The sequence below is a fragment of the Nocardioides sp. NPDC004968 genome (genome assembly GCF_040608935.1).
Classification (GTDB): domain Bacteria; phylum Actinomycetota; class Actinomycetes; order Propionibacteriales; family Nocardioidaceae; genus Nocardioides.
Map to the genome: position 1 here is coordinate 55,281 of NZ_JBEXJF010000020.1, position 16,144 is coordinate 71,424.

The 16,144-nt window shown below is 66.4% G+C and carries 16 protein-coding genes and 1 riboswitch; of the genes, 8 read left to right on the forward strand and 8 right to left on the reverse strand.

What is annotated here, in order from left to right:
• Positions 1–27: 27 nt before the first annotated feature.
• A complete protein-coding gene (locus tag ABZU72_RS18395; protein ID WP_355020272.1) occupies positions 28–837 on the forward strand; it encodes a hypothetical protein in 810 nt (269 codons plus the stop codon).
• Here ABZU72_RS18395 and ABZU72_RS18400 read toward each other — a convergent pair.
• Positions 808–1,845 carry a GTP-binding protein gene (locus ABZU72_RS18400; RefSeq protein WP_355020273.1) on the reverse strand — a complete coding sequence of 346 codons (1,038 nt, stop codon included), beginning with the start codon at positions 1,843–1,845 and terminating at the stop codon, positions 808–810. The two genes, ABZU72_RS18395 and ABZU72_RS18400, sit on opposite strands and share 30 nt — an antisense overlap.
• 79 nt (positions 1,846–1,924) lie before the next feature.
• A riboswitch (glycine riboswitch) is annotated at positions 1,925–2,020 on the forward strand.
• Between the two features lie 160 nt (positions 2,021–2,180).
• Here ABZU72_RS18400 and gcvT point away from each other — a divergent pair.
• The 3 genes from gcvT to ABZU72_RS18415 are packed head-to-tail and all read left to right on the forward strand — an operon-like array spanning position 2,181 to position 5,119.
• Positions 2,181–3,284 (forward strand): glycine cleavage system aminomethyltransferase GcvT, encoded by a 1,104-nt coding sequence (gene gcvT / locus ABZU72_RS18405; protein WP_355020274.1) that lies wholly within the window; start codon positions 2,181–2,183, stop codon positions 3,282–3,284.
• An 8-nt stretch (positions 3,285–3,292) separates the two neighbouring features.
• Positions 3,293–3,664: a glycine cleavage system protein GcvH gene (gene gcvH, locus ABZU72_RS18410; protein WP_355020275.1), complete on the forward strand. Its 372-nt coding sequence runs from the start codon at positions 3,293–3,295 to the stop codon at positions 3,662–3,664.
• 48 nt (positions 3,665–3,712) lie between these two features.
• The gene (locus ABZU72_RS18415) at positions 3,713–5,119 is read left to right on the forward strand and encodes an L-serine ammonia-lyase (RefSeq protein ID WP_355020300.1); all 1,407 of its coding nucleotides are present in this window, start codon (positions 3,713–3,715) and stop codon (positions 5,117–5,119) included.
• Between the two features lie 235 nt (positions 5,120–5,354).
• Here ABZU72_RS18415 and ABZU72_RS18420 read toward each other — a convergent pair whose 3' ends face one another.
• Positions 5,355–5,840, reverse strand: a complete 486-nt coding sequence (locus ABZU72_RS18420) for an FBP domain-containing protein (RefSeq protein ID WP_355020276.1) — start codon at positions 5,838–5,840, stop codon at positions 5,355–5,357.
• 57 nt (positions 5,841–5,897) lie between these two features.
• On the opposite strand from ABZU72_RS18420, the gene ABZU72_RS18425 reads away from it, so the two are divergent.
• Together ABZU72_RS18425 and ABZU72_RS18430 are read left to right on the forward strand one after the other, a co-directional pair.
• A complete protein-coding gene (locus tag ABZU72_RS18425; RefSeq protein ID WP_355020277.1) occupies positions 5,898–6,512 on the forward strand; it encodes a WHG domain-containing protein in 615 nt (204 codons plus the stop codon).
• Between the two features lie 127 nt (positions 6,513–6,639).
• Entirely contained in the window at positions 6,640–7,569 is a 930-nt protein-coding gene (locus ABZU72_RS18430) for a hypothetical protein (RefSeq protein WP_355020278.1), read from the forward strand.
• A 364-nt stretch (positions 7,570–7,933) separates the two neighbouring features.
• Here ABZU72_RS18430 and ABZU72_RS18435 read toward each other — a convergent pair whose 3' ends face one another.
• From ABZU72_RS18435 to ABZU72_RS18460, 6 genes are all read right to left on the reverse strand, one after another.
• Complete coding sequence (locus tag ABZU72_RS18435; protein ID WP_355020279.1) at positions 7,934–8,578, reverse strand: HAD family hydrolase; 645 nt, start codon at positions 8,576–8,578, stop codon at positions 7,934–7,936.
• Positions 8,579–8,842: 264 nt separating this feature from the next.
• Positions 8,843–11,662, reverse strand: a complete 2,820-nt coding sequence (locus ABZU72_RS18440; protein WP_355020280.1) for a TrlF family AAA-like ATPase — start codon at positions 11,660–11,662, stop codon at positions 8,843–8,845.
• A 176-nt stretch (positions 11,663–11,838) separates the two neighbouring features.
• Positions 11,839–12,285, reverse strand: coding sequence for a hypothetical protein (locus ABZU72_RS18445; RefSeq protein WP_355020281.1), 447 nt, complete (start codon positions 12,283–12,285; stop codon positions 11,839–11,841).
• Between the two features lie 212 nt (positions 12,286–12,497).
• Entirely contained in the window at positions 12,498–13,373 is an 876-nt protein-coding gene (locus tag ABZU72_RS18450) for a helix-turn-helix transcriptional regulator (protein WP_355020282.1), read from the reverse strand.
• Positions 13,374–13,420: 47 nt separating this feature from the next.
• Positions 13,421–13,972, reverse strand: coding sequence for a DUF6879 family protein (locus ABZU72_RS18455; RefSeq protein WP_355020283.1), 552 nt, complete (start codon positions 13,970–13,972; stop codon positions 13,421–13,423).
• 5 nt (positions 13,973–13,977) lie between these two features.
• Complete coding sequence (locus ABZU72_RS18460; RefSeq protein ID WP_355020284.1) at positions 13,978–14,199, reverse strand: hypothetical protein; 222 nt, start codon at positions 14,197–14,199, stop codon at positions 13,978–13,980.
• A 207-nt stretch (positions 14,200–14,406) separates the two neighbouring features.
• Here ABZU72_RS18460 and ABZU72_RS18465 point away from each other — a divergent pair, with 207 nt between their 5' ends.
• On the forward strand, positions 14,407–15,111 hold the full coding sequence (locus tag ABZU72_RS18465) for a helix-turn-helix domain-containing protein (RefSeq protein ID WP_355020285.1): 705 nt from the start codon (positions 14,407–14,409) through the stop codon (positions 15,109–15,111).
• Positions 15,112–15,527: 416 nt separating this feature from the next.
• The gene (locus tag ABZU72_RS18470) at positions 15,528–16,118 is read left to right on the forward strand and encodes a hypothetical protein (protein ID WP_355020286.1); all 591 of its coding nucleotides are present in this window, start codon (positions 15,528–15,530) and stop codon (positions 16,116–16,118) included.
• The last annotated feature ends 26 nt before the right edge of the window (positions 16,119–16,144 follow it).

Consider the following 16,144-nt stretch of genomic DNA (forward strand, 5'->3'; position numbering starts at 1 on the left):
CTGCTCGTCGGGGTGGGACCATCGAGCATGGTCTTGCCGCTCGATGAGCTGCCTCTGCCGCCGGCCCGGCGGCCGGATCTCGACGAGGACTTCTCCGGCGGACTGTCCGAGCAGTGGTGGATCCCGCACTATCTGCCGCACTGGACGACGCCGGAGCGGTCCGAGGCTCGCTACCGGCTCGTCCAAGGTGCGCTCGAGCTGCGGATCGAGGTCGACCAGTTCGACTGGAGACCCGAGGACGCGCCCCTGAGGGTCTCGAACCTGCAGACCGGCGCGTACTCCGGTCCGGTCGGCTCCGTACGCGGAACACACCGTCACCGGGAGGACGGACTCCTGGTTCGGACCGAGACGCCGCAACGGCTCCTGTTCGCGCCTGCTCGGGGTCGCGTCGACGTGACCGTCGCCGCGACCCGGGACGACGGCTGCATGCTCGCGGCATGGCTGGTCGGCACCGAGCATCTCTCCGGTGAGGATTCCGGAGAGATCTGCATCTTCGAGATCGATGCGGACGCGATCGGCGCGACCACGGTGGCCCGTTCCGGGGTCAAGGCGCACCATGACCCACGCCTGACCACCGACATGGCAGAGGTCACCGTCCCGTTCGACGCGACCCGGGCCCACACCTGGACGGCGATCTGGGACGGGCAGGAGACCGTCATCGGCTGCGAAGGCCTCGTCGTACGACGTCTTCCCCAGGCTCCGACCTATCCGCTGTTCCTGATGATCGACCTCTTCGAGATCGGGCCGCCCACCGGATCCCACCCGAAGACGGCGACCGTCCACCGGGTCCGAGGATGGACCTCGGTGTCAGAGGCTGACGCGGACCAGCTGGCGTAGCCGGCGAAGACCCTCGGTGCTCGGTCGTTCGGCCGGGGCGAGGGCGTCCGCGAGGCGCTCCTGGACGGGATCGGTCTCGAGATCCAGGCCGATGGCCACGAGCTCGCTCGTCGCGTCTTGTGTCCCTCTGGCTGCGGCGACATGGGCGCTGCGTCCGACCAGGTTCACGTGGTAGGTGCGCGGCCCCTGGCCGGTCGCGACGGCGACGGTCCCCTTGACCCGGTACGCCGTCGCCGGCGGCTCCTCGAGCAGGTCGACCAGCCGAGCCGGCTCGATGGTGCCTCGCGTCGTCACGGTGACCGCCCGGGCATGCTGATGGGCTTCGTGCGAGACGGCCGCCTCGCGCAGCAGCGCCGCGATCGGCAGCTCGTCGGGCGGGTCCTCGGGCACCGCGGCGTCGTAGACGAGCCGCGGGTCGATGCGGCCACCCACCGCGTACGCCACATGGACCTCGGGGTTGTGCTCCCGCACGCGCTGCTCGATGCGCGCGAGGACCTCTGCTCGCTCGACAGCCGGCACCAGGTCCGTCTTGTTGACCACGACCAGGGAGGCGGCCGCGAACCGGACCGGCGCCGGGCCCCGGCCGTCGTCGAGAGTGTCGAAGTACGCCGAGGCGTCGACGACCTCGATGAGCCCACCGCGGCGTACCCGCTCGACACCGCTGAACCGGACCAGCCGGGCCAGCGTCCCGGGCTCGGCGATCCCGCTGGCCTCGACGATGACGACGTCGAGGGCGAGCCGCGGGTGGGTCAGCTTCTCGAGGGCATCGTCGAGACCGCCCGCGTCGGGCAGGCAGCACAGGCAGCCGCCGGCGATCGAGGCCGGCTCGTCGACCTGCCCGGTGACGAGGCCGGCGTCGACGTTGATGTCGCCGAAGTCGTTGACGACCACGCCCACCCGCGCGCCGGGCTGGCGCAGCAGATGGTTGAGCAGCGTGGTCTTGCCCGACCCGAGATGGCCGGTGAGGATGACCACGGGGACCCGGGTGCTGGCGCTGGTCGGTGGCATCGGGCCATCGTAGGTCGTCAGATCTTGACGGCCGAGGTGGGCAGACCTAGGTTTGCCGCACAACTTCACATCCGCCACTTGAACCGCAGCGGGAGAGTCCTTGCCCATCCCGGGTGAGGCGCCGAAGGAGCAAACCTCCCCAGAATCTCTCAGGCCCACTGACCGCTGTGGTGAGGCGACCTCTGGAAAGACAGGATCCGCTGGATCCTGCACCCACGGTGCAAATCGCCCCTTCGGGGCGGTGAAGCTCTCAGGTAGCGATGACAGAGCGGGGAGGTCACCCGTCCACGGGTGCCGCGGCTGTCGGCACCCATCAGCAGGGAGCCTCCCGCACAATGACCTCACCCGTCCCTACCCCTCTGCATGAGATCCACCAGGCGCTCGGTGCTTCGTTCACCGACTTCGCCGGCTGGAACATGCCGGTCCGCTACGGCTCGGAGACCGCCGAGCACAATGCCGTACGCACCACCGCGGGCCTCTTCGACCTGTCCCACATGGGCGAGATCGAGGTGACCGGCCCCGAGGCGGGACGCGCCCTCGACCGCGCCCTGGTCGGTCGGCCGTCGAAGATCGGCCTCGGCCGCGCCCGCTACTCGATGATCTGCGCCGAGGACGGCGGCATCATCGACGACCTGGTCGTCTACCGGCTCGAGCAGGAGCGCTACCTGGTCGTGGCCAACGCGAGCAACGTCCATGTGGTCGCTCCGGCTCTGGTCGAGCGGGCCGAGGGGTACGACGCCGTGGGCCGCGACGCCTCCGCGGAGTGGGCGCTGATCGCGGTCCAGGGACCCGCCTCGGCGGCGATCGTCGCGGCTCTGACCGACCTGGACGTCCCGTCCCTGAAGTACTACGCCATCGACGCAGGCACGGTCGCCGGGGTCGAGGTCCTGCTCGCCCGCACCGGCTACACCGGCGAGGACGGCTTCGAGATCTACTGCGCGCCCTCGTCGGCCGCTGCTGTCTGGGAGGCGATCACCGAGGCCGGTACGCCGCACGGGCTGGTTCCCGCCGGCCTCGCCTGCCGCGACACCCTCCGCCTCGAGGCCGGCATGCCGCTCTACGGTCACGAGCTGAACCGCGACACGACGCCCTTCGAGGCCGGCCTCGGCCGGGTCGTCTCCTTCGACAAGCCCGACGGCTTCGTCGGCGATGCCGCCCTGGCCGTACGCCGCGACGAGGGCCCGCGCAGCGTGCTCGTCGGCCTGGTCGCCGCCGGGCGCCGCTCTCCGCGCGCCGGCTACGCCATCGTGGATCCGGCCACCGGCGACGAGATCGGCACCGTCACCAGCGGCTCCCCGTCGCCGACTCTCGGACGCCCGATCGCGATGGCGTACGTCAGGCCTGACCTCGCCGCCGCCGGCACCAAGGTCCACGTCGACGTGCGCGGCAGTCGCGAGGACGCCGAGATCGTCGACCTTCCCTTCTACTCCAAGAAATGAGCACCGCCATGAGCAACCCGACCAACCTGTCGTACACCGCCGAGCACGAGTGGATCGAGACCCGCGGCGATGTCGCGCGCGTCGGCGTCACCGCCTTCGCCACCGAGGCGCTGGGCGACATCGTCTTCGTCGAGCTGCCCGAGGTGGGCAGCAAGATCACCGGGGGAGAGAGCTGCGGTGAGCTGGAGTCGACGAAGTCCGTCAGCGACCTTTTCGCGCCCGCCGACGGCGAGATCCTCGAGATCAACTCGGCCGTCGTCGAGGATCCTGCGCTGATCAACAGCGACCCGTTCGGCGCCGGCTGGCTCTTCGAGATGCGTGTCTCGGGCGCTCCCGACCTGCTCGACGCCGCGGCCTACGACGCTCTGATCGAGGAGTGAACCGTCGTGACCGCTGACCTCAGCGGCGTCGCGACTCCCGTCGTGGCGATGACCTTGAGCACCTTCGACCTGTATTCGATCGGGATTGGCCCGTCCTCCTCCCACACCGTGGGGCCGATGCGGGCCGCGAAGACCTTCGTCGACGGCCTGGTCGAGGACGGGCAGCTGGACACGGTCACGCGGGTGAAGGCCGAGCTGTTCGGGTCGCTCGGCGCGACCGGTCACGGGCATGGCTCGGAAGGTGCGGTGCTGCTCGGCCTCGAGGGGGAGGAGCCGGCGACCGTCGACACCCGGGCATCGTCCGGGCGAGTGGCGGCCATCCGCGAGCGCGGGGAGCTGAGGCTGGGCGGTCACACACCGATCCGCTTCGTCGGCGACACCGACCTGGTGATGCATCGACGCAAGAGCCTGCCGGGCCACCCCAACGGCATGGTGTTCACGGCCTACGACGCCTCAGGGCAGGTGAGCCGAGAGCGGACCTACTACTCCGTCGGCGGCGGCTTCGTGGTCGACGAGCACGCGTCCGGCGCCGCCCGGATCGTGCCCGATCACTCGAGCGTCCGGTTTCCTTTCACCACCGGCGCCGAACTGCTCAGCACCTGCGAGCGCGAGGGGTTCCGGGTCTCCGACCTCCTGCGCGCCAACGAGCTGACGTGGCGTACGCACGACGAGATCCGCGCCGGTCTCCTGGAGATCTGGCGGGTGATGGCCGACTGCGTGCAGGCCGGCTGCGACCGTGATCCGGTCACCGACGGCGTACTTCCTGGGGGTCTGCGGGTCCCGCGCCGGGCGCCGCTGCTCTACCGCGACCTGGCGTCCGGAGCCGGCGCCCAGGACCCCTTCCGGGTCATGGACTGGGTCAACCTGTTCGCCCTGGCGGTCAACGAGGAGAACGCCTCGGGCGGCCGGGTCGTCACCGCTCCCACCAACGGCGCGGCCGGCATCGTGCCCGCCGTCCTGCACTATTGGGTACGTTTCGTGGCGCCTGCCGCCGGGCTGGACGAGGCCGCGATCGAGGACGGCATCGTCCGGTTCCTGCTCACCGCCGCCGCCATCGGGATCCTGTGCAAGACGAACGCCTCGATCTCCGGCGCCGAGGTCGGCTGCCAGGGCGAGGTCGGCTCGGCCTGCGCGATGGCAGCCGGCGCCCTGTGCGAGGTGCTGGGCGGCACCCCGGAGCAGGTGGAGAACGCCGCCGAGGTCGGCATCGAGCACAACCTCGGCCTCACCTGCGACCCGGTCGGCGGGCTGGTGCAGATCCCGTGCATCGAACGCAACGCCATCGCCAGCGTCAAGGCCATCAACGCCGCCCGCCTCGCCCTCAACGGCAACGGCTCCCACAAGGTCAGCCTCGACAAGGCGCTGAAGACCATGCGCGAGACCGGCGCCGACATGAAGGTGAAGTACAAGGAGACCTCCCGCGGCGGCCTCGCCGTCAACGTCATCGAGTGCTGAGCCCCCCGCTGGTCGAGCCGCGAGCCCTTGATCGCCCCGCTGGTCGAGCCGCGAGGCCGCCCGCGGCCGAGCGTGTCGAGACCAACACAGTCCCATCCAGCGTGACAGGGGACTGTGTTGGTCATCTCGACAAGCTCGATACAACGCTCGACACGCCTCCGCCTAGCGGCTCCGGCGGCTCGACCAGCGGGGCCACTCGACACCCAAAGAGCTGAACACGCTCGGGGTGAGCCTGTCAGGCAGGCCGGAGCACCCGCGCGACGAACGAGTCGAGGTTCCCGAGCAGCCGGTCGACCTTCTGCTCGGCGCTGAGGGTCTCGTGGATGACCGGGCTGTCGAGCTTGCGCTTGTTGCGCGCCTTGAGGGAGCAATCGAGGTCGGCGCAGATGTAGGTGCCGACGGAGTTGCCGTCCTGTCCGGAGCGACCGGCGCGGGAGGCGACCAGCAGCGCGACGTCACTGACCGAGGCGCACAGCGCGCACATCGTCTTCCGCGGCCCTCGCGTCTCGCGTGAGGCGCGAAGGGCAACGCCGCAGAGGCGCCCTTCGTGCTCGGTGACGAGGTAGTGGTTCTGCGGTGCCTTCGGGTCCTGCCAGCCGAGGTAGTCCAGGTCGTCCCAGGGCCGTTCGGCCAGGTCAGCGGGGAGGTTGAGGCGCTTGGTCGCACCCTTGGTGAGGTTGACGAACGATGCGCGTACGTCGGTCTCGGTCAGCGGCTTCATGCCAACCATGCTAGGTTTCCTACAACTGTTAGGCAATTCGTTATTGGATGGGTGCTGATGGGCCGACCAGGGCTGAACCGGAGCGCCGTGATCGCGGCCGCCGCCGACCTGGCCGACGAGCTCGGCTTCGACGCCGTCACGATCTCGGTCCTCGCGCGGCACCTCGGAGTCCGGTCGCCGACCCTCTACTCCCACATCTCGGGGGCCACCGACCTCCGCACCGCCGTCACCGCGTACGTCCTCGATGAGCTCGCCGACGCCACGAGCACCGCGATGGCCGCGGGGGAGGGCCGCGACCTCCTCGTCGCGTACGCCGACGCCATCCGCGACTTCGCCCGCCGCTCACCCGGCCGCTACGACGCCACTATCCGCCAGCGCGTCCCACCCAATGCCGACCCGGCTGCGGAGATCACGGACGCGGTCGCCGCCGCCATCACCGCCGGCCGCCGCAACGCCGACCTGGCCCTCACCGTCGTCCGCAGCTACGGCATCTCCGAGACCAACGAGACGTACGCCGTCCGGCTGATGTCCAGCCTCATCCACGGCTACATCACCCTCGAGATCGCCGGCACCTTCGCCCACAGCGAGCCACCGAGCGAGACCACCTGGCCTGAGGTCCTGGAGGACCTGGACCGCGCCCTCGGGCTAATCGCGACTGGGCAGCGTCACTGATCACGCTGGCTGAGAGCCGCGACCCACTGGTGGTCCGAACTCGTTGCTGGTCAAGTAGCGGCTCAACCGCTCTGGATTGCTGGACGTTTGCGAGACGCGATATGGCAAGCAAAGGCATGATGTCGCCATGCGCTACTTCTTCGCGAGTTCGGCGAGTTTTGCTCGACAACTGACCCAGTTATATGACGTCATTAACCCGGCCGCGGCGGCGATGTGGAACCTCCGCTGGCAGGTTCGCGGCTACGTTGCTGAGCGGGCGTCAGTAGACAACGACGAATTGCACGGTCGGTTCGTCGCTGGCAGCGGGATCGGGAGTGCCAACCTCAAGCGACATTGCTTGGAGGAGCCCTGGGATAAACAGACGAGCGAACTGGCTCTATTAGCAATGTACGCGGGAATCAGCCTGTATGAGGGCTGGACAGCAACACTAGAAGTGGGGACTCCCCAACAGCGCAACCGGCTTCAGTTTCCCAGCCGCGGCACAGCGCGCCATGTCAAAGACGGTGCGGCCGAGACGCTAGCCGCCGTTGGCACGAGCCGGTCTGCCGACTTGGAGGCAATCTATGGCCGTGTCCTGCGGGCGAATCGAAAGTACATGCCAGATCGCCTTGAGGATCTGCTCTTGGCCTATCGGTGCTACAAGGAGGCGAGAAACTCCTGTGCACACGCTGGGCGCATTGCTAATAGTTGGGCTGAAGGCGCCTTCACTGACGCTGAGGTGATCGCGGGTGGACTGGGAGCGCGCGGAAGGCCTTTGTCTCTACCGAAATTGGAGGAGGGGAAGCCTGCCCTGATCAGGTTGCAAGACGTCCAGGGACTTTGGGCCGTGATGCTCGCTCTTGTGACGACTCTTGACGCCACGCTCGCGACTACCAAGGAAGCTGAGACCTCTTTTCGATCGAGGTGGAAGGCTTCGCATCAGTTTAAGACACTGTCAGGAGACACGGCGCGACGACATACACAGTTGAATCGCCTCAGCCTTAACGCCGGGTTTCCAAAGGCATCTGATCCAGGTGTGCTCTACGAGTTCCTTAGGCGCGACCACTTGGTGATCTAGGTGCTGTGCTCGATACGGTGGCAACGACTTCTCGCCCTCCCGTAACGTCGAGAGCCAGAGCCGTTCTACCTCCGTGGGCCCAAAGAGCCTCATCGTCAGTTCGACGATGCCGAGGCGGCGCTCGATGACGTCAGCATCGGTGATCCTTGGCGATCCGGCTGCCATCGAGGCGGCCGACGGTGACCCCGAGCGGCATGCGGCTGCGCCGAGCAGGCACTCGCCAACCCCGCGGTTAACTGGTAAGCCACCGGCATGGAATGGATCATGACCGTACGCAAGGCCCTGGCACCCGGGCCGACCTGGACTGCGTACGCTGCCTCGAAGACCGCATCTACGACTGGGACAACACGTTGAGCGCGCTACGTCACTGATTCCTGTTGAGAGTCGCGATCCGCCCGGGCAGCTCGTCGAGCGACGAGATCCGGATCGTCGCGATCTCGTCCGCCTCCGGGTCGTGCTCCTGGATCACGCCCCATGGGCCTCTACGGATCAACGCGGTCGCCATCCCCGACTCGTAAGCAGGTCGGATGTCGTTGTCGAGCCGGTCGCCGACGTGGAGGATCTCCTCAGCCGGGTATGGGACCGCACGGATCACGTGCTCGAAGAACACCAGATCCGGCTTGCTCGCACCCCAATCCTCAGAGGTCGCGACCATGTCCACAGGAAAGTCCAGGTCCCGCAGGATCCGACCAGCGCTGACGGTCTGGTTGCCAGCAAGCCCCAACCACAACCCAGCGGCGCGAAGCTCCTTCAGAGCAGGACGTACGTCGGGATAGATGTCGTCCTCCCCGAACCACTCCGGCTGCCCAGCCTCCTCCCGCTTCCGCCGCTCCTCGGGCAGATCGAACCCCGGCCGGAACACCTGGAAGGTCTCGCGGTAGTCCAGCCCGCGGGCGATGACCGCCCCGAACACGGCGGAGAAGGTGTGCCGCGGCACCCCCAGCCAGTCAGCCCACGTGCCGTACCCCCGAGTCTCGTTCACCAGGCACTCGCCGACGTCGAACACCACCGCACGAATGATGGATCCGGATCCTTCCACACGACACCCAGAGCGCTATCTGGCCGGCGCGGGTGGCTTCACAGTAGGTTGCGACGGTCGGCCCATCGGAACGATGATTTCGACTTCGCTCTCCGCGCGCTCGCACGCGCCGCGAACGTTGGCCCGGGTGCCGCGATAATCAGAGGCTGCGTCATATGCGGTATGAAGCACTCCAAGTGGTTGCCGACTACCCGTCCAGTGAACAGCGGCGAGTGCCGCCGAGCTAGAAGCGGGCTAGAAGCCGTACTTGTCCTTTCGCAACTTGAAGGCCTTCTCTCCGCCTTCCATCACGCGGGTGATCTCCGCGCGGACCTCCGGCATGTCGATGGCGCCTTGCAGGCTGATCTTGCCGCCTGATTGGTCGCCGGAGCGGCGGTTCGCGCACACGATGACCAACTCGGCGTCACCGTTCACCACAAGGTTGGCGTTGTGACTGGCGATGATGATCTGCCTCTTCGACTTCGATTCCCAAAGCCATGTGACCACGTCTTGCACGACCTGGCTGTCCAGGTCGTCCTCCGGCTGATCGATAATCAGCGGCATCCCTGACTGCGACAGCAGCACGCGGAGCAGGGCCGTCGCTTGTTGGCCAGCCGACGCCGACGCGAAGGGGATGAATTCCAATTCGCCTGTCTGGTAGCGAAACACAGGCTCGTCTCGGATGGGAGTCAAGGTCAGGTCCAGCCAGGCGTCGACACTCATCCGGGCACGGAGTCGCTGCTGGTCGGCCAATCCGATCCCGAGTCGCGTCAGAGTCGGCGAGAGTTCGCTGGTGAAGTCAATGCCCTCAGGCACAAGCAGTAGTTGCTCCAACTCGGTCAGCACGGCTTCCCACGTCTCTAGTGGGTTAGATTCGACGGCCAAGCCGTCAAAGAGCGCATCGCGCTTCGATACGCGAATGTTCGAGCCCGCTGACAGCGCCGTAAAGCGTGCTCGGACGTCACCGAAACCGCGGCCGCGGACGATCTGGGCATCAAGAAGACCTTGCGAGAGCTTCGTGACGGCCGCGCACTGGGCGCTGAGCAGGGCAGAGCGATCAGCCGTCAGCGTCATCAGCTCTCGTCGTAGCGCGAGTTGCTGCGCGGCCGGGTCGCCGAGGCTACCGATTTCCTGCTGCTCCTTGGCGAGCTCGTCCGAGAGCATTGTTCGCCGCTCCTCGATCGCCGACAACTGTTCGAGCTGCTCGCGGTGAGAAGTCGAACGCTGTTTGACAGCGGCGTAGAGCACGTCGAGTTCGGCGAGCCTATGTTCGAGCGCAGCTGCTAGGTCGCCCTCAGGCGATAGGGGCGCACTGGCCTCCTTGTAGGCGACGAGAGCGAGGGCAATCGCAGCGCGCAGCTCCCGCAGAGCCTCGAGACCAGTTCCATGGATCCCGCGGATCGGTTCGCTCAACCCATCAGGCATACCGGCAGGCAACCCGCCGTGCAGGGCATCGATTGAGTCGAGGGCGTCCAAGGCATTAGTCGTTGCTTCTTCCACCTGAACCGGGATGCCCAACCAACGCTTGACGGTCCGGCGGCTGGTATCGACGCGCGGCCGGTCGTCGAGGACCTGCTGATCCTCAGGTGAGAGTCCGGCAAGCGAGGACCGAATGTGGCCTGCCTGATCGGTCAGGGACTTGATGTCGAGCTCGTTGCGCTCGATGGCCTGCTTGATCGATCGCGCTCGCTGGAGCGAGGCATAGTTCTGTCGGAGGCGATCGGACACTGCGACAATCTGCCGATCCTTCGCATCGAGATCGTGGCGGATGGGTGCCGTGACGAAGCGGGTCAGTTCGTCGAGCCGTACCGAGACGCTGCTGAGCTGCTTCTGACTGTAGGCGTGTACCGGCAGTAGCGACTGGATCGAGCGCTCTGTCGCCGGTTCGAACTCTTCGCTCCCGACTTTGAGGCTGAACTCGCCTGTCATGGCCTTACGCCGCACGACGTGGGTGATGCCGTTGATGACAACGGTGACTTCGACTGTGGCATCGACGGAGGCGAGGGTGGCCTCGATGAGCTTGCGTTGGCGGATAGTGCCTGGCAGTTCGTCATCCTCCACACCGGCCACAGGCGTATCGCCGAGACACCAGCGGAGGTAGTCCAGGATCGTGGACTTGCCGGTGCCGCGACCGCCGATGATCGCGTTGAGCTGCGGGTTGAGATCGAGATCGATGGGTCCTAGGAAGCTGCTGTTGCTCACATGAATGCGAGCGATATGCACGCTGGGCAGGGCTGGCTGCACCTGCGCGATGCGCGACTCCTGCGCGAGGCATGCCTGCCGCAGTGCTTCTGCTGTGGGTATTGACCACTTGACCCAGGTGGAGTTCTTGCCGAGGTCGTCGAAGTTGCGGTTGCGACAGTCAGATGTCTGGAACAGTGCCAGTCGCTTGTTCCCATAGTTCGCGTCCAGCCCGTCGAAGATGTTCCGGTTTCCGCTGCCGGTCTTCGCCTTCTTCCCGACGGTTCCATCCAGGTAGCCACCGACACAGGGCATGTTTTTGTACTCTGTGCCCATGCCAGACCGCATCAAGGTCTGGTAGCCGCCATCGGTGACGTTCGGAAACACGATGTAGCGATTACGCAGCCAGGGCTTCAAGTCGAGCAATTCGTAGAGCTTCGCCAGCTCCTTGACGTGCTCGAGTTTGATGACGTTGGGGAGCTTCTCCTCCGTGGGATCGCACTGCTCGATCGACAGGGCTTCGAGCACCCCCGACACCTTGTCGTCCGGGAAATCGGCATCGAGAATGAGCAGCGCCTGGCACGGCACAGCCAGGGTGAGCTCAAGGCCAGGAAACACCACGAGCCGATCCGCAGGATCGAGCGCCTGCCCGTTCTCGCCGAGCTCTGCCTGAGCCGCGTCGCGGATGTATGGAACCAGGACGAAGTCGTGATGATCCGTGATCGCGACAGCATGCAACTGCTTCGTACGACAGGCCGCAACGAATTCGAAGCCGTACGCCTGGCGTTCCTCTTCGCTGGTCGCCCGCGCGCCCTTCCAGTTGGTGTCCCGCGGAGTATGCACTTGGAAGTCCGCGCGGTAGTAGTGGGCGCCAGCATCACGCGGGTCGGTCATTCGAGACTCCATACGTCAGTGGTCCATCTTTTCCTGTGACCGCTCGCTCGGCGAGACAAGTTGCAGCGTTTGAGCGAGGCGAGATCGAATCATTTGGGACGCATTCCAGTGATTTCTGATTGCTGCAGACAGGCAACCCGCACCCTTCGCGAGGGGTAGACGCCCGGTCGTTGGGATCACCCGGGGGTCCGTCCCCACGTGATGGCCGCACGCACCGCCGGATCGAGGGCCTCAGCGAGGGCGATGTCTGGTCGGGCGCCGAGGGCGCCGTTGATGCTGGAGAAGGCCGTGCGTAGGCCGGCGAAGATGGTCAGGGCAACGATCTGGGGCTCCTTGAACCCTGCGTCGCGCAGACGCTGGATGTCTTGCGGCGTGCTGCTGCCGGGGGAGCGGGCGACGGTGCGTGCCCAGTCCGCCAGCGCCCGTTCCCGTTCGCTGAACGGCTCTTCGTCGGCGGTAAGTGCGGCGATCGCCGTCTGCGGGTCGGCCCAGTCGGTCAGGCGCTTTCCCCACGCGACGGCACAGTAGGAGTCACCGATGGTCGTTGCCTGGGCGATGACGATCACGGCTCTCTCTCGCGGCGTCAGCCCCGCCGCCTCGGCCGTGGACGCAAACAACTCCATGAGCTGTTCCTTCGCCTCCGGCTGATGCGCCCACACTCGGGTCAAGTCCCAGACGTAGCCGTGGTCAGCGACGTCGGCGGTGTACAGCCTCTCCTGCCCGGCGCTCGGCGCAGGTTCGTCCAAGAAAGTCACGCGCCCAGCACATCGGCGGGGTGTTTACCTTGTGCTGTATTGGTGCCGCACGTCCCCTGTGTTGGGGATGGACCTGTCGATCAGGCGCGGGTGCTGTCGGGCTGGGGAATGGCTTGTGCGAGTGCCAGACAGCGGCGCGCCGCGTCCTGGCCGGTGAGTGCGACCGATGTGAGTGCTTCGGCCCACCGTTCGTATTGGGAGACCTCGGTCGGATCCGCGATTTCCAGGCTGCCGGCCTGGGTCTCGATGGTGACTACCCGGTCGCGCTGGACCCAGCCGTGTCCGAGGAGTACGGGGTACTGATCGAGCGGGATGATCCCAACGGTCGCCCGGGCATTGGTGGCCAGCCCGGCCAGGTGCTCCAACTGGGCGCGCATCACCGCAGGCCCTCCGACGAGCGGGTGGAGCGCAGCCTCGGCGACGAGGACGGTGACGTCGCGGCCGGGCTCGTAGAGAATCGCAGAACGACGCATCCGCGTTGCGATCATTCTGGCCACGTCGTCCTCGCTTGCGCCGTGTTCGACCGGGCCACCGATCAGCTTGAGCAGCGCGGTGGCGTAGTCGGCGGTCTGGCACAGCCCGGGCACGCTGGTGGGGTGGTAGTTGAAGATCGTTGACGCGGCGTTCTCAGCTGCCGCCGCCGCCCGCTGCAACGCAGCCGCACCGTCTTCATCTTGGAAGGCGTCTCTGAAGACCGAGTACTCCCACGATGCGCGCTCTTGGATGGCGAGCAGCCGGTCTGCGTCGGCGCCGACTGCTTTAGCCCAGGCTCGGACCTCACCGGTGGTGGGCACCTGGCGGCCGGCTTCGATCTTGGAGATCTTTGGCTGCGACCACGGTCTGCCGGGCTGGTTCAGCTGCTCAGCGAGGGCAATGCCGGTCAGCCCCGCCTCGCGTCGCGCTGTCCGAAGCGCCTCCCCGAGCGCCTCTCGTGCTCGTCGGGTCGGGCCGCCCACGCCGCATCGTCTCCTCGATCATCGTTCGGTCATCTTGCGCCGACAGGTCAGGCGTCGCGACCAAGATAGTCGTTCAACGGCACTGCGGCCGCGAGCGCAGTGTCTCGCCAGCGCCGGTATGTCTCGATCGTCGCGGCGTCCAGGACCTGCTCGGCTCCACGGAATGCACCGCCCTCGTCATAGTCCATCGCCCATGCGGTGCCGCTGGGCAGCCCGTCATCGATGAGCCAGAAGTCGGTCTCTCGCGGCAGCCCTTCTGGCCACTGACCGCGAGGCACCGGGATTAGGCGGATGTCCTCACCCGCGGCGTGGTTGCCAACGTACGCTGCGATCTCGTAGCGCAGGTAGTCGGTGACCGGCTCCTCGATGATGTGCACGCGCCGCAATGATCGGCCCGCGCTCGCGTGCCGCGCGATCAGCGCGCGCCATTCCTCCTTGCGACGCGGATCGAGTTGCCCGGTGCGAAGGAACTCCTCGTACTCGTCACGCTCCGATTCGATGCTGTAGACCTGCAGCGTCTCGAGGCGGAACCACGACTCGGTCAGAGTCTGGAACGATTCTGCCCACGACGGTTCGGGTGTCGTCTTCTCTGCCCCCACGCCGGTCAGCCCTGGCCTTCGATGATCCGCGCTGCGCGGAGGATGACGTCGGCCGGGATGGAGACGGCGTCCTCATGATCGGGCAGCGTTCCGCCGAGTTCGGCCCGGGTAGCGGCGTCAAGCTTGTTGCCTTGGACGACCAGGACTCCTGGGTCGTCGGTCGTGTGCACCGACGGGCAGTTGGTGTCGTCGCAATTGTTGACTACCGCGATACGTGTGAGGGCCATGCCGAGTGCCTCCGTGTTCACGCCGTCTCAGCCTGTTCTGAGTCAGCCTGCTGGCAGCAATCATGCTCCTGTTGGCACCGATCCCGCAAGCATGTTTCTTACATTTTGATTGATAATATGATTCACTGATGACGCCCGGGGTGGCGACCGGTTCAGCCAGTCGGTCGCCCCGGGACCCATCACTCCAACCACTCGGGACGGAGCACCATGAGTTCCGCAGCCAGCGCCAGCCCGCGCCCACGCCCCGGCCGCCCACGCCTCACGCCCCCTTTGCTCGCCGGCCCTCCGCGCGAGCAGGTCCTCGAGGCGGCAGCTCGGCTGTTCACCAGCAAGGGCTACGCCGCCACCTCGACCCGAGAGATCGCCGATGCTGTCGGGATCCGCCAGGCGAGCCTCTACTACCACTTCGCGGGCAAGGGCGAGATCGTCACCGAGCTCCTAGGTCGGACGATCCGGCCCACCATGGACAGCGTCGCTCGGATCGAGTCGCTGACCGGTGATCCGAACACCGTTCTGTACCTCGTGGCCCTCACGGACGTACGCACCCTGGCGAGCGTGCCGCACAACATCGGCTGGCTCTACCTCGCCCCAGACGTCGCTCAGGTTGAAGGGTTCGACGAGTTCACCACCGCCCGCGAGGAGTTGGCGGCGACCTACGCCCGTCTGGCAGGGCGGATCACAACGGCCAATGCGCTGGCTCCCATCCCACCAGGGAGGCTGGGGGAGAAGCTGGTCCACACCGTTGAGGAAGTGATCGGGCTCCGAAACGCCGGTCACCGGATAGGCCCGGACGACGCCACCTGGATCGCGTCGTCGTGCCTACGCTTATGTGGCGTCGACAACGTCCGCATCGAGCGGACCACGAAGACCGCGGAAGCGCTCCTGGATCAGATCAACAGAGCGGTGCCGTGATTCGCAGACCGCTGAGGCTCCTCGAAGCTAACGTCCTGAGCACGGACTTCGCGTTGAAGCATTGCGGGTGATCTCGATAGCCACCGGGCGGGCTGGCAACCTATGCCCGGTGGAGAGAAATGATGCCCCGACGCCGTTTCGGTGGGACCTTGTGACGCCCGCCCAACTGGGCTCTTTGCTAGACGGGATCGAAGAGCAGACTCTGCCGTGGATCGACGAGTTCGTGGAATGCGCCGGCAAGGTGGTCGCGAGGAGCGGTGGTGGACAACTCGTGTTCGTCGGGCGGTCCCTGGATTCGATGTTCGACCTGCTCAGCGGCGCGTTCGATGGCCTCTCCCAGCCAGGTGTCTCACGCTTGCCGCTGTCCCTTCGCGCGAGCGGCAGTGCTCAAGAACGGGAAATGGAGCACGCCTGGTTTGACCAAGAACGAGGTTCGGCAGGCGCGCGAGATCCTAGCCTCGCTAGGAGCCAGTCCGGATGACCTCGCGCGGCGTGATCGTCCGCTGGCATTCGTTGATGTCGTGCACGAGGGCGGCACATTCACTGAACTCTTCGATCTGATGCGTGACTGGGTTGAGGAAGAGCGAGCACCGTGGACAGTGATCCGCAAGAAGGTGCGATTCGTCGGCGTCACCTCACGTGAGAAGACCAGCCCAAAGACGTGGCGCTGGCAGCAGCACGTGCCCTGGACTGGCCAGCTTCCGGCCGGCGCCGTAGTCAACGTATCGCTCGATGCGTACGCATGGTCCTACTTCGGCGATCACCAAACCAAGTTGCACCGCACTTTCAGGCCGAAGGATTGGACCGCAGACATCGAGGGGCCTGACCGTGACGAGAAGACTCGAAGCGCCCTGGCCCAGGCGGTGGGGGTCGTGAAGATCGGTCGGTCCAAAGAGGGGCGACGATCACTCGCACGCGCCATGGCTGATGAGCCCGCGTTGGCGGAGCCGTGGTTGCGAAGCCTCATCACCCACCTGAGCCGGACCGGCGGTGAGGAGCGTCGGTAAGGCCATCAGCTGACCGCATCAGGTGA

Bases quoted from the DNA above. Each gene is read 5' to 3' on its own strand.
- ABZU72_RS18440 (WP_355020280.1), bottom strand. From the start codon at position 11,662: ATGACCGACCCGCGTGATGCTGGCGCCCACTACTACCGCGCGGACTTC.
- ABZU72_RS18465 (WP_355020285.1), top strand. From the start codon at position 14,407: ATGAGTTCCGCAGCCAGCGCCAGCCCGCGCCCACGCCCCGGCCGCCCA.
- ABZU72_RS18420 (WP_355020276.1), bottom strand. From the start codon at position 5,840: ATGAAGCCGCTGACCGAGACCGACGTACGCGCATCGTTCGTCAACCTC.
- ABZU72_RS18400 (WP_355020273.1), bottom strand. From the start codon at position 1,845: ATGCCACCGACCAGCGCCAGCACCCGGGTCCCCGTGGTCATCCTCACC.
- gcvH (WP_355020275.1), top strand. From the start codon at position 3,293: ATGAGCAACCCGACCAACCTGTCGTACACCGCCGAGCACGAGTGGATC.
- ABZU72_RS18445 (WP_355020281.1), bottom strand. From the start codon at position 12,285: ATGGAGTTGTTTGCGTCCACGGCCGAGGCGGCGGGGCTGACGCCGCGA.
- ABZU72_RS18460 (WP_355020284.1), bottom strand. From the start codon at position 14,199: ATGGCCCTCACACGTATCGCGGTAGTCAACAATTGCGACGACACCAAC.
- gcvT (WP_355020274.1), top strand. From the start codon at position 2,181: ATGACCTCACCCGTCCCTACCCCTCTGCATGAGATCCACCAGGCGCTC.
- ABZU72_RS18395 (WP_355020272.1), top strand. From the start codon at position 28: ATGGTCTTGCCGCTCGATGAGCTGCCTCTGCCGCCGGCCCGGCGGCCG.
- ABZU72_RS18415 (WP_355020300.1), top strand. From the start codon at position 3,713: ATGACCTTGAGCACCTTCGACCTGTATTCGATCGGGATTGGCCCGTCC.
- ABZU72_RS18430 (WP_355020278.1), top strand. From the start codon at position 6,640: ATGCGCTACTTCTTCGCGAGTTCGGCGAGTTTTGCTCGACAACTGACC.
- ABZU72_RS18425 (WP_355020277.1), top strand. From the start codon at position 5,898: ATGGGCCGACCAGGGCTGAACCGGAGCGCCGTGATCGCGGCCGCCGCC.